Raw genomic sequence first — 13,323 nt, 5'->3', positions numbered from 1 at the left:
GTACGTCGTATAACGTCATTTTTTACACGATGATAACGTAACGCACATTATTTTTTGTGAATTACCGGCTTCTTAGGGGTACACTTATCTAGATCTGTGTAAAGACAACGAAAGATATCGTTATGAAAATAGGTGAAGAAAGCGCAGCTCACGCCTCTAAAGATTTTTCGACCATACACAAAATAGTGGCGTGGTCCGTACATTTCTTTACAATGACCGGCTTACTCTGGGCTATTCTCGCCATTAACGCCCTCTATACAGAAAACATTAAAGAAATGTGGATTTGGCTCGTCATCTCTCTCGTCGTTGATGCAGCCGACGGCCCGATGGCGCGCAAGGCGCGCGTTAAAGATGTTCTCCCACATTTCAGTGGTGCGATGGTCGATAATATCGTCGACTACATTACCTGGACTCTCATCCCCGCAATGTTCATTATGCAATGCCTGCCTCTGGGGCCAGGTTACCTGCCTTTCATTGCTGGAGCTTTTATTCTTGTCTCCTCCATGTTCTGCTACGCCAACACCCTCATGAAATCCAATGATTGGTATTTCGTCGGTTTCCCGGCAACGTGGAATGTTATCGCGGTTATTATGTGGCTGTTCTCCGTGCCAATGTGGCTTAACTGGATTGTTATTGTTGTGTTCTCGGCACTCGCCGTTATCCCCTGGAAGTGGGTTCACCCCTTCCGCGTAAAAAAGTTTCGCGCCGTTACCGCAACCTTCGCAATTATTTGGACGGGAACAACCGCGTGGCTTATCGCCGTTTATCCCGAAAATCCGGCATGGCTCGTGATTCTCTGGCTGATTTCCGGTTTGTGGATTGTTTTCGTTGGGTTGCTGCGCACGTTCTTCCCAGTGTTTATGAGCACGCAACACTCCACTCACGAATAATATTTAGTGCAACAAGCGTAAAATAATATTTTTAATACGACGACGAGTTTCTATCCCGTTTTTCGTCGCCCTTGTTTGGACAGTATTCTTTGAAGGGATGAAGCGTTCGCGCTTGTCCGTCGTCCTACTATAAGAAATAACTTTGGACCTGCGAGAATCCCCTATTCTTAGGCTTCTTTCGCGCAGGGAACGCGCAACAACGTAATCCCGCCACATTTTGAATCCCTCCACCACAAAAGCCGAGGAAATCAACACAATAATAATGTAAATGACATCTGGAGGGTAATGCTTGCCGTGGGAGGCAAAATAGACGTAGGGCGCCATAAACGTGACAATCGTGGTTACCAAGCCAACAAGTCGTTTCCACGTTTGCCCCGCGGTGACCATCGTTAAAATACCCCAGGTGTACGGGAGCGCTGTTACTATATCAATAGTCCACAATACCCAAAGGGAGCCTTTGAACTCGGGCACGAACATTACAGGCAGTACGCGAAGCATCGAATAAATCAGGACGACAACATACGCTAAAAACTTAAAATTCGTGAAAATTCGTACGAAAATATTACGGTGATGGAGCTCAATCCCGACCTCGCGCAAAGCCTTTTCGTGCCGCAAAGAAACACAGAGCGCATCGACGTTATGGAGGGAATCGCGTAACAATAGCATATCCCTAGCATCTCCGCGTTGAATGAGACTATCGACGACGAAACGTGGCACAAGCCCGGATGGAATAATTTCTCTTCCCTGGTACATTTGGGCAGGCCCGAGCTCTAGAACGGCACCATAAGGCAAAATGTGTTGCCAGCTTTCGCGTTCTTCCTGGGTCATGGGGATAATCCAGAGACGGATTTTTTCTTCAAAGGAATCACGTAAATCGCGGGCGAATTCGGCGCGTTCTTCAGGAGTTTCAGGGATGTGTAGGTGGTCAAGTTCGCGGATATGGCGGTCGCGGATATCGGCGAGACGATCCACACCCGTTCCAATACGCACAGCATCGGGCCATAGCTCCATAGAGCTGCCCGCGACGATGCCTTGAAGAAAACTCACGCAATTATCATATACGCTGTTACTCACTTAGTAACGTTTATTAGCCAGTTGCGTGAAACGCCACTATTAAAACAGTTAGCCGTTACAGCTGTTTACTCACCTGTAGTAGCTCGTAGCGCACCTAACCGCAAGAGAATTAGAGCTACGTGCAACCACCTCAAGAAGCGTGAGGGGCAAGACATAAGGGGCAGAACGTGAGTGACGGCGCGCAAGGGAGCGTGCGTGAACTATCAAACTATCCCTTCAAACATCCGCCCACACGCAACTCTAACCGGCGCAAAAGTAACGTGCCTACGCACTCACCCAATACTCGCTATAAACACGGAGGTAATGAGCCTCTCAACCCACGAAATGAGTTCTTCACCCTCCACTGCCTGAGCCTGTCCGAGCTTTTTCCCGCCCACAACAGGCATTGGAACCAGTAGCACGCGAATTGCAGGCTTCAGCAAAGCCCCGGGATATAGGCGTTTGAGGCGCGCCTGGCGGGAATCGGGCAACTCAACAGGCGATAAACGAATATTTCTTCCCACAACCGTTATTTCTTCAATTCCAACGCTTCGCGCCAAATCACGAAGTTCCGCAATGGCGAAAAGCCTATCCACAACCTCTGGTATTTTCCCGTAACGATCCACGAGTTCCCCGCGAATTTCTTCGCGTTCCTCATTGCTGCGAGTCCCGGCCAATTTCGTGTATATTTCGAGCCGAAGCCGCTCGCTGGGAACATAATCTTCCGGCAAAAATGCTTCAACCGGAAGCTCCACACGTATTTCTTTCGCCTCATCCTCATCGGGCATCTCGCCACGAATTTTCGCAACGGCTTCGGAGACCATGCGCACATACAGGTCAAAACCTACGCCCTCAATATGCCCGGACTGTTCGCCACCCAACATATTTCCAGCACCGCGAATCTCTAAATCCTTCATCGCAACCTGGGTTCCCGCACCCAAATCAGTATTCGTCGCAATTGTTCGCAAGCGTTCCAGAGCCGTTTGCGTTAACGCCTTACCCGGTTCATACAGGAAATACGCGTAGGCCCTCTCGCGTCCACGCCCCACACGCCCGCGTAGCTGGTGGAGCTGAGAAAGCCCCATTTTGTCCGCATTATCCACAATGAGCGTATTGGCGTTGGAAATATCGAGGCCGGTTTCCACAATCGTCGTACAAATAAGCACATCGATATCTTTGTTCCAGAAACTCTCAATAATATTTTCCAACTGCCGCTCACCCATTTGGCCGTGGGCAATCCCCACACGCGCCTCAGGCACGAGCGACTTTATCTGCGTGGCAATCCGATCCATGTCCGTTACGCGGTTATGAACATAGAAAATTTGGCCGTCGCGCAATAATTCACGCCGAATCGCCGCCTTAATCTGCTTATTTTCGCGCGCCCCCACATACGTGAGAATCGGGTGGCGTTCTTCGGGCGGGGTTGCCAATGTGGACATTTCACGCACGCCCGTAACCGCCATTTCCAGGGTTCGCGGAATTGGGGTTGCGGACATGGAGAGAACGTCAATGTTGGGATACATTTGTTTTAGAGTTTCTTTGTGTTCCACCCCGAATCGTTGTTCTTCATCAATGACGACGAGCCCCAGCTTCTTGAATCTCACGTTTCCTGTCAGGAGCTTATGTGTTCCTATGACGACGTCAATTTTTCCGCTCGCTAGATCGTTCACAACCTGTGCGGATTCTTTCGCGGTTTGGAAGCGCGAAAGCGAGCCGACGGTGACTGGGAAACCCGCATAGCGTTCTTCAAAGGTTTCGCGGTGCTGGTCCACAAGAAGGGTTGTGGGGACGAGGATTGCTACCTGGTATCCGTCTTGGACGGCTTTAAATGCTGCACGAACCGCGATTTCTGTTTTTCCGTAGCCAACATCCCCGGAAATAAGCCGATCCATAGGCGTGGGTTTTTCCATATCGGTTTTGACTTCGTCAATGGTGTGGAGTTGGTCTGCGGTTTCTTGGAAGGGGAATGCGTCCTCAAGTTCGCGTTGCCAGGGGGTGTCTGGGGAAAACGGGATGCCTTTTGAAGCCACGCGCGAGGCGTAGAGGCGAATAAGTTCTGATGCAATACGCCGGGTTGCCGCACGGGCGCGTGATTTTGTTTTTTCCCAGTCGGTTCCGCCCATTTTGTTGAGTTTGGGCGCTTCTCCGCCACTGTATTTGGAAATATGGTCGAGTTGGTCGGTGGGAACCCAGAGTTGATCGCCGGGGGCGCCTCTGCGAGTTGGTGCGTATTCGAGAACAAGGTATTCGCGCTGGTTATCTTTGCGGTGTCCGACGCTTCGTTTTTCCATTCTCACAAATTTTGCGACGCCGTGGTGATCATGGACAACAAAATCTCCCGGTTTCAGGGAGAGCGGGTCAACGGTTTTCTTTGTGCGTCGCTTAGGTAGCGTGCGCATATCGCGCGTGGAGGAGCCACCACGTCCCGTAATGTCACTCGCCGCGAAGAGAGCAAATTTTGCTCCCTCCATAACGAAACCTTCAGAGATGGGGGCGACGGTGACATAGACGATTCCCGGAGTGAGTTGTTCAGGTAGATCCAGTGCCAGACGTGAAGCAATATCGTATTCTCCGAGCTGGTCTGCGTATCTGCGGGCCAGGCCCGGGCCGTCCACGACAAGCACCTGCTTCCACGATTGGCGGGCGTGTTCCTTCATGGCGTTCATTGCGGCATCCATTTTGCCCAGGAATTTCAAGGGTTCTCTGGCGTGAACAGCGTATCTTGTATCGAAGCCTCCAAAGGCCCACCAGGAAAACCCGCGCTCCATGCAGTGCGCGCGTGTTTGGGAAACGCTCGCAAAATTGGCTACTCCGGCTTGGATAGGCACTTTTCCGCCCGCAACAGCGCTTGACCAGGCGGCAGTTAAAAATTCTTGTGTGGTTGCCAGGAGCGATTCGGCTCGTTGCTCTACTCTCTCCGGTTCAGCAATAATTACGCGGGTTCCCTCCGGGAACGTGTCCGCAACGGCTTCCATGCGATCAACAAGCAACGGCGTGAGAGACTCCATGCCTTCAGGGGCAATACCCGCCACAATACTATCCAACATGTCAAGCGCACCGGGAAGTTTTTCCATGAGTACGCGCGCCCTCTGGCGAACCTCCGAGGTGAGCAAAATTTCACGACATGCCGGGGCGTAGAGCTCCTTACGTGTGTCCATTGATCGCTGATCTGCGACGGCAAAGGCGCGAATGTCCTCAACTTCGTCGCCGAAAAACTCTATGCGCAAAGGATGGGATTCTGTTGGAGGGAAAACGTCAAGAATCCCGCCCCGAACCGCGAACTGCCCGCGCCGTTCCACCATATCAACCCGCGAATACGCTGCCCCCACGAGCGCTTCTTCGACTTCCTCCATCGGATATTCTTCACCCACACGCAAGCGAACCGGCGCAAGTTCGCCCAATCCTGCGGTTATTGGCTGTAAAAGAGCCCGCACGGGCATAATCAGGACACGCAATCGGGCATCGAATTCTTCCGGATGTGCAAGGCGGCGAAGGACGAGAAGCCGTTGTGCTACAGTGTCGGATCGTGGGGAAAGCCGCTCATGCGGGAGGGTTTCCCATGCCGGGAAAACCTCGACCTGGTCTGTTGCCATATAGGGCGCGAGCGCGGAAGAAAGCTGCTGTGCATCCCTTCCCGATGCTGTAACGACGACGTTGAGGGGCGTTTCCTTCCCCTCGCAACACAGCGCAACCGCCAGGGGAAGAAAACCGCGTGGCATGGCAATATTCGTCGTGGCTGAGGCGTTTTCGAGCGCGTTGCTCACAGCCGTATCGGCGCTGACTAGGGAAAGGAGGGGGCGTAAATCCATGCTGAGTTACCTATGGTTGGTGTGGTTCTGTGCTGAATTGATAGGTTCGTCTAGCTGCCGGCTAGGCATTATCTACAGTACATCTAACTGCTAACGGGAAACATCCGTTACCTAAAGTTGAGGTAGATAGCCGGCCGAGCATATTACTACTTGTGGTTGGTGTGGAGGTTGAGGGTTGCTTTCTCAAGTCCCTGGCTAATGATTTCCTCGATAGCGTCGGCCGCTTCGGAAATAAGAATGTCGAGTTCTTTCTTTTCGGTTGACGTAAAAGGACGCAACACGAAATCGGCCGGGTCTTGGCGCCCAGGCGGGCGTCCAATTCCGAAACGCACACGAATATAGTTCTTGTTTCCTAGGGATTGACTAATGGATTTCAGCCCGTTGTGGCCGCCCTCTCCCCCGCCTCGTTTTAAACGCAGGCTGCCAAAGGGAAGATCTAATTCGTCGTGAATAACAATGAGGTTTTCTGGGGTGGCGTGATAGTAGCTGAGCAGGGATGAAACCGGCCCGCCGCTCACGTTCATAAAGGAATTGCTGCGGCCCATCACGATACGTGTGCCGTCTTGTCCGGAAGCAACGCCAATGCGGGCACTCGCGTGGGTGGTGTTGGTGGCTTTGTGGACACTGAGGCGTAACCCTGCACGTCTGGCGAGTTCGTCAATCACCATACAGCCAATATTGTGGCGTGTTGTTTCGTACTGGGCTCCTGGGTTTCCCAGGCCGATAATTGTGTACATTACTGCTCGCTTTCTCCCTTTGTAGCCTAGCAAAAAGGCGGGAGGAACACATAGAGCGTTCTCTCCCGCCTTGGATCACAATCTTTGAGGTAAGTATTGCAATAATCGCAACACATTCGCGGACATTAACCTCTACGCACGTAGTAGCAGATGCGTGGTACGAATGCACCATTTTCATCTACGTACGCGACGCATCCTGTTGTGTTTTTTTCATGCACGTGACGCGCCAGATTGTGCAAATTATGTGAATTATTCAGCTGCAGATTCTTCTGCCTTGGCTTCATCTTCTGCATCGGCTTCTTCTTCAGAAGCTTCAACTTCAGGAAGAATGACGGACACAATGATTTCGTCTGCCGGGAGGAGAACTTCCACGTCGTCGGCGTGCTTGAGATCTGCAACGGTAACACGTTCGCCATCTCCGAGGCCTTCCACATCGGCGACGATGGTTTCGGGAATGTCGATAGCAGGCGCCATAACGAGGACGTTCAAAACGTCAATGGTGTAGATGAGGCCGGATTCCGGTTCTCCAACAACTTCAACCGGAACTTCAACTTCAACCTTTTCATCGCGCTTGACGCGGAGAAGATCGATATGTTCAATGTTGCGGGTGAGCGGGTTGCGCTGAATATCTTTCACGAGTGCGAGATGATCTTCGCCTTCAAGACAGACGGTGACAAGAGCGTTAGCATTGCCCTTAGTTGCAAGGAATACATCATGGGAGTTGATACCCATATGCTGCGGTTCTTCACCGTGGCCGTAGAGAACGGCAGGGGTGTTGCCGTCGCGGCGCATACGGCGTGAAGCGCCCTTGCCGAATTCTTTGCGGGTTACCGCTTCAAGCTTTGTTGATTCAATTGCCATAGCAGGCTCCTTTTTACCGTGCACAATGATTGTGCTTTGTTGCAAACACAGCGTGTTTTCACGCCACGTGTTCTGCACGTAACGCACGTGCGGGCGGCCTCGGGCAGGCCGCTAAAGCCTGCTACGTCGATAACGTTCCATACGATTCGCACGCGGTGTAATCCGCGAGCCGTTTTGCTCACAAACCTTTTTCAAGGCATTGTTCGCATCACGCGCTGTGCACACCACGTAACTATTAGCCACGCGCCGTTCCAGCAATACGCTTTCAAACCGGGCGCTGTGCAACCACAGCCGAACCGTATTTTCCCTCGCCGAAGCAACCCAACCATTTTAGCGTTTTTCAACGAAAAGATAAAGAAATATCCCCCATTTTTGGGGGATATCACGTTATGTGGCTCATAAGTCATGTGCCGTCAAAAAACGCCTAGGCAATGTCCCTAAAAGACTCAGGAATATCCCTAAAAGACTCAGGAACGTCCCTAAAAAGACTCACCCGTTGCGCGCTATCGGCACCGTTCCTAGTAGGCACCATCGAAGAGGCTCGTTACCGAACCGTCCTCAAAGACTTCGTCAATGGCGCGCGCCAAAACCGGCGCAATCGAGAGAATCGTGAGCTTATCGAAACGCTTTTCTTCCGAAATCGGCAACGTATCCATCACCACAAGCTCGCGAATCGGCGCATTGGAGAGCCTCTCAACAGCAGGCCCAGAAAGAAGTGCGTGCGTTGCGGCCACAAGGATGTCCTTCGCCCCCGCATCTTTCACAACGTTAATTGCACCAACCAGGGTTCCCGCGGTGTCGATCATATCGTCGACGATAATGGCGGTTTTTCCGGCAACGTCACCGACCACGCGGTTCGCTTTAGCAACATTGGCGCGCGCAATATCGCGTGTTTTGTGAACGAAGCTCAACGGCAACCCACCCAGGCGCGCAGCCCACTGTTCGGCAACCTTAATACGTCCGGCATCTGGGGAGACCATCACGGCTTCGTCGTGCATAATACGTTCGCGAATATATTTCACCAAGGTCGGCATTGCCCACAGGTGGTCAACCGGACCGTCAAAGAATCCCTGCGTCTGCGAAGCATGCAAATCAACGCTCATAATACGATCCGCGCCCGCAGTCTTAAACAAATCCGCCACAAGACGCGCCGAAATGGGTTCGCGCCCCTTATGCTTCTTGTCCTGGCGAGCATAGGGATAGTAGGGAGCAACCACGGTAATACGCTTTGCCGAAGCGCGCTTGGCCGCGTCCACCATCAAAAGAGTCTCAATCATCCACTTGTTAATCGGCTCAGTGAATGACTGCAAAATGAAAACGTCCGCCCCGCGCAGAGATTCTTCGTAACGTACGTAGATTTCTGTGTTGGCGAAGTCGTAAATCGTCGTCGGAAGCATTTTGATGTGCAAGCATCGTGCAACTTCTTCCGCCAATTCTGGATGCGCCCTACCTGTTACTAAAACAAGGCGCTTATCGTTACTTACCCGCATGCCCGTGCTCATCGCTGTACTCCCTTGTTGTACCTATGACCGGTGATCGTAATAGTTAGCGAGAACCGTTTCCCCGCTATCAATAGTTGTATCTCGGAGGTAAACATGGCGCGCCACGGCTCCCTGTCCCACCTGAACATTGTCAAATTCGCCCGGCCCAATATGCGCGTGTGCACCGATATGTGTGGCTCCACGCAACACCGTTCCGGGTTCAATTCGTGCATCATGTTCCATAGTGACCTGGACGTCCACATACGTAGTGGCCGGGTCAATAATGGACACCCCTGCACGCATCCAATTTTCCACAATGCGCCGGTTCATATCCGCACGCAACGTAGCTAACTGGACAAGATCGTTACATCCTTCGGCTCGGCGATAATCGGGAACAATGTAGGAGCCAACTCCCCTGCCTGCCTCATATGCTTTGGCGACCACATCGGTGAGGTACACCTCGCCCTGCGCATTATTCGTCCCGAGATTGTTAATAACCGAGCGGAGGAAGTCAACATCGAAAACGTATGTTGACGTGTTGATTTCGTTGATGTTTCGCTGTTCTTCAGTTGCATCTTTATGTTCGACGATGCCGCTGATAATCCCGTCCTTATCGCGAACAATTCGCCCATAACCGTGGGGGTCTGGGACGCGCGCGGAGAGAACCGTAACGGCGTTGCCTTCGTGGCGGGCAACGAGTTCGCTGAGCACATCTGTTCCGAGGAGCGGGGTATCTCCCGCCATAACAAGAATTGAACCGGACATCTCGGCAGGCAATGCGTTTAATCCGCACCATACCGCGCGTCCGGTTCCTTTAATATCGTCCTGATCAGCAATAATAAGATGTGAATCGCACTCTAGTGCGTGGCTTGCGACTTTATCGCGTTCGTGGCGAACAACAACCACAATATTCTCAGGTTCGAGGCCTTTCCCGTAAGCAATTGCGTGCCCCAGAAGCGTTCGCCCACACATATCATGAAGGACTTTCGGCTTCTCGGATTTCATACGAGTCCCCTGACCCGCGGCTAGAATGACAACGGCGCTCAGGGTTGCCATATTCGACCCTTTCCACGTGCTTCACCATTGGGAAAAACCTGCCGGTTCTTCGTTCCTCCTCTAGGATTCGAACCTAGAATAACGGTTCCAAAGACCGCTGTGTTGCCATTACACCAAGGAGGATCGCTTCTTTTTAGCCACACTAAATTAGCCTTAAAGAAACACGGAATGAGACTAGTTTATACTAAAAATAGGTTCTTGGCATAATTGAAAACATGAAAAAGACCTCATCGGCTAATTCACCGCGTAAAAAAGCACGGATGTCGAGAACAGAACGCCGGTATCAGCTCATTGATGTGGCGCGTCAACTTTTTGCCACCCAGGGGTATGATGCCGTATCTATTGAGGAAATTGCAGCTCAGGCAGGGGTATCCAAACCCGTCGTCTATGAACATTTTGGGAGCAAAGAGGGCATCTATTCGGTTGTTGTTGATCGCGAATTGACAACTCTCACCGATATTTTGAATGACAGAATGAATGTTGGGGCGCCGGAACGTGAGGTTTTGGAGTCCATTGTGATGGCGGTTTTTGATTATATTGAGTCAAATCCCGACGGTTTCCGCCTCCTCGCCCAGCGTTCCCCCACAACTCTTGGCGGGAGTGCTTCTTTCTCGACGGTTATCGACGACGTTGCAGATACGGCATCCGAGTTGTTGGCTCCCATGTTGAAACGTAATGGGCTTGACCCCCAATATGCCCGGATTTATGGGCAGACTTTGGCTGGTTCGCTCTCCCAGGTTGGGCAGTGGTGGGCTGATGTGCGTGAGCCGTCGAAGGAGATTTTGGGTGCGCACGTCGTGAATTTCATGTGGTATGGGTTACGCGGGCTTGAATCGGAGCCAAAACTGCTTCCGCGCCACAACTCCCTGAAAAATTCGGAGTAAATACCCCAACCTCTTTCAAAATACTTGCTATCCCCCCCCCACCGGTACAATTAAGTGATAAAAGCTAGTCATATCAACACTGATTGTTTAGATAAGTAATTAAATGCAGGCTTTAGCTGGCGCCACAAACACTGCTAGAACCACTGCATGAGGAATTTATTTCAGCACAATTTAAGGACACCATGCTTTCTTTCAAACATATTAACAAGAGCTTCGGCTCTAACCATGTCCTTCGAGATCTCAGTTTCTTCGTGTTGCCCGGAGAGATTTTCGGCTTCGTGGGATCTAACGGCGCGGGTAAAACAACCGCCATGCGTATTGCCTTGCGCCTGCTCTCCCTAGATAGTGGCGAGGTTACGTGGAATGGCGCCCCACTTGATTTTGAGGCACGCAGGCGCATTGGCTACATGCCTGAAGAACGCGGACTCTACCCTAAAATGACGGTCGCCTCCCAGCTTATCTATTTTGCCCGCCTCCACGGATTAAGCCAGGCTGACGCTGAAACCGCCATGGAAAAATGGACCGAACAGCTTGAAATCGCCCACAGGCGCGACGACGACGTTCAAAAACTCTCCCTCGGAAACCAACAGCGAGTCCAGTTAGCGGCCGCGCTCATTCACGATCCCGATCTTCTTATTCTCGACGAACCCTTCTCGGGCCTAGATCCTGTTGCCGTGAATGTGATGAGCCAGGTTCTTCGCAAAAAAGCTAACTCCGGGGTTCCCGTCATTTTCTCCAGCCACCAGCTTGATCTCGTAGAAAAGTTCTGTGATCGCGTAGGGATTCTTTCCGCGGGGCATATTGTTGCCGACGGAACCGTGAACGAACTTCGCCAAACAGCCCGCCCGGTTTACGCTCTCGCTGTTGAAGGCTCTGCCAATACTGTTTTCACGGCATTCACGAACGCCGGTTTTTCTCCAAGACGCGACCCACTCGATGGGTCCAGCGAAGCACCAACGTTTGCGGGAACAACGCGTATCGTCGTCGAACTAGATAATGATACCCAGGAAAGGGAACTTCTTGAACTTGCGCTCACGGTTGGGAGCGTTCGAGAATTTTCACCCAGGCGCCCGCATCTAACGGAACTTTTCAAAGATTACGTTGTCGCTTCGCCCGCGGCGAGCAGGGACATGCCCGCATCGAAGAAAAACCGTGGAGGTTTCGGTGGGCTATCGAATTTTGGTGGGTTGTTGAGTTTTGGAAAGCGAGGAAAGTAAATGTTATCCGTCATTATTAAACGCGAATATTTCAATATTATGAAGTCCACGGGCACCAAATGGATGCTCATTATTCTGGCGTTGTTGGTGGTGTGTGGCTCCCTCGCTCTGCGTTTCTTCGTTGTTGACGCAAAATCTGACGATCAGGACCAATCTTCCAATGTTGGTGGCAACGAGACGGTTCTTGTGGCCAACAGTGCAAAGGATATTGCGCCGTTCCTGGAAGCCTTCGGGATAAAACCCGTTATGACGGATAAGGAACCCGCTGTTGCCCTCGAAAAAAACAACCCAGATAAGGCGGAATACATGATTGGCGGGAACCCGCCAAAGTTTGAATATTACGTCAGTAATGTTTCGCTACAGTCGAACTCTGCTTTCTCTACGAAAAGCGCCATTAAAGAGGCTTTAAAGACTTACACTTTACAGAAAGCCAATGTTAATCCTCAAATCCAGCATGAACTCCTTACTATTACTCAGGCAGAATTTGTTCCAGCTAGTGATAAAGGAGATGCCATTTCGGAGTTAGCTGGAATTGTTATTGCCATAGTTGGCATCTCTATTTCGCTATTCTTTATTATTTTGAGTATGCAGGGCATTGCGTCGGGCATTTTGGAAGAAAAATCATCGCGGGTTGTAGAAGTTATTTTGTCGACGGTTCGTCCGCGCACCCTCCTGTTGGGCAAACTCATCGGTGTTGGTGGCGGGCTAATGACGCTGAGCCTACTCACTCTTGGTTTGATCTCAGGTGGCCTATGGTTTAGTGGAATATTTGCATATATTCCCGCACTCAACGTGAACATAGCCTATGTTATTCTTACCCTTATTTTCTGGACTGTTTTGGGGTACTTCACTATTGCCGCAATGATAGGTGGCGCGGCAGCAACGGTTTCTCGCCAAGAAGACTTCGGTGGCTTGAACACCCTCTTCATGTTCGTGCTTTTCGTTCCGTTCTACACCTGCCTGTTCTGGTTACAAAACGGTATTGTGAGTGAGGGCGTTGCCAATATTCTCTCCTATGTTCCCTTCTTCTCCCCCTTCATGATGCAATCGCGCATGTTCATGGGAACAGCAGGGTGGATGGAAATTGTGGGGGCTATTGCCATTAACCTCGTGGCGATTTATCTCCTCACGCTTCTTGCCGGAAAAGTCTACGAACGTAGCATTTTGCGCATGGGCGAGCGCGTGAAGCTCTCCCAAATCTTCCGCAAAGCGGCCTAAGGTAAAAAGTCTCCTCATGACAAAAGAGATCTAAGATTAAGCAGCCTACGGCTAGAACGATCTACGGTTAAAGCGACTTACGGTTAATTGTTAAAACAAATGTGTGGGTAAGGCATA

The 13,323-nt window shown here is 51.3% G+C and carries 10 protein-coding genes and 1 tRNA gene; 4 read left to right on the top strand and 7 right to left on the bottom strand.

The features are described from left to right. Nucleotides 1-122 precede the first annotated feature (122 nt). Nucleotides 123-890, top strand: a complete 768-nt coding sequence (locus G445_RS09325) for a CDP-alcohol phosphatidyltransferase family protein (protein ID WP_022866016.1) — start codon at nucleotides 123-125, stop codon at nucleotides 888-890. A 3-nt stretch (nucleotides 891-893) separates the two neighbouring features. Here G445_RS09325 and G445_RS10730 read toward each other — a convergent pair whose 3' ends face one another. The 7 genes from G445_RS10730 to G445_RS0102580 all read right to left on the bottom strand — a co-directional run bounded on the left by G445_RS10730 (nucleotide 894) and on the right by G445_RS0102580 (nucleotide 10,010). Then, a complete protein-coding gene (locus G445_RS10730; protein WP_051126983.1) occupies nucleotides 894-1,937 on the bottom strand; it encodes a hypothetical protein in 1,044 nt (347 codons plus the stop codon). Nucleotides 1,938-2,236: 299 nt separating this feature from the next. After that, complete coding sequence (gene mfd / locus G445_RS0102605) at nucleotides 2,237-5,752, bottom strand: transcription-repair coupling factor (protein ID WP_022866014.1); 3,516 nt, start codon at nucleotides 5,750-5,752, stop codon at nucleotides 2,237-2,239. Between the two features lie 146 nt (nucleotides 5,753-5,898). Further along, nucleotides 5,899-6,489 (bottom strand): aminoacyl-tRNA hydrolase, encoded by a 591-nt coding sequence (gene pth / locus G445_RS0102600; protein WP_022866013.1) that lies wholly within the window; start codon nucleotides 6,487-6,489, stop codon nucleotides 5,899-5,901. Between the two features lie 249 nt (nucleotides 6,490-6,738). Then, nucleotides 6,739-7,350, bottom strand: coding sequence for a 50S ribosomal protein L25/general stress protein Ctc (locus G445_RS0102595; protein ID WP_026420882.1), 612 nt, complete (start codon nucleotides 7,348-7,350; stop codon nucleotides 6,739-6,741). A 518-nt stretch (nucleotides 7,351-7,868) separates the two neighbouring features. Beyond that, nucleotides 7,869-8,852, bottom strand: coding sequence for a ribose-phosphate diphosphokinase (locus G445_RS0102590; protein WP_022866011.1), 984 nt, complete (start codon nucleotides 8,850-8,852; stop codon nucleotides 7,869-7,871). 21 nt (nucleotides 8,853-8,873) lie between these two features. Continuing rightward, nucleotides 8,874-9,887 (bottom strand): NTP transferase domain-containing protein, encoded by a 1,014-nt coding sequence (locus G445_RS09315; protein WP_022866010.1) that lies wholly within the window; start codon nucleotides 9,885-9,887, stop codon nucleotides 8,874-8,876. 52 nt (nucleotides 9,888-9,939) lie between these two features. Then, a tRNA-Gln gene (locus G445_RS0102580) sits at nucleotides 9,940-10,010 on the bottom strand. Between the two features lie 137 nt (nucleotides 10,011-10,147). On the opposite strand from G445_RS0102580, the gene G445_RS0102575 reads away from it, so the two are divergent. From G445_RS0102575 to G445_RS0102565, 3 genes are all read left to right on the top strand, one after another. Continuing rightward, a complete protein-coding gene (locus G445_RS0102575) occupies nucleotides 10,148-10,771 on the top strand; it encodes a TetR/AcrR family transcriptional regulator (RefSeq protein ID WP_051126993.1) in 624 nt (207 codons plus the stop codon). Between the two features lie 182 nt (nucleotides 10,772-10,953). Beyond that, nucleotides 10,954-11,988 carry an ABC transporter ATP-binding protein gene (locus tag G445_RS09310; protein ID WP_022866008.1) on the top strand — a complete coding sequence of 345 codons (1,035 nt, stop codon included), beginning with the start codon at nucleotides 10,954-10,956 and terminating at the stop codon, nucleotides 11,986-11,988. After that, nucleotides 11,989-13,206, top strand: a complete 1,218-nt coding sequence (locus G445_RS0102565; RefSeq protein WP_022866007.1) for an ABC transporter permease — start codon at nucleotides 11,989-11,991, stop codon at nucleotides 13,204-13,206. Nucleotides 13,207-13,323: the final 117 nt, after the last annotated feature.

The sequence above is a fragment of the Actinotignum urinale DSM 15805 genome (assembly GCF_000420445.1).
Taxonomy (GTDB): Bacteria; Actinomycetota; Actinomycetes; order Actinomycetales; family Actinomycetaceae; genus Actinotignum; species Actinotignum urinale.
This window is presented reverse-complemented; position numbering and strand designations above follow the sequence as displayed.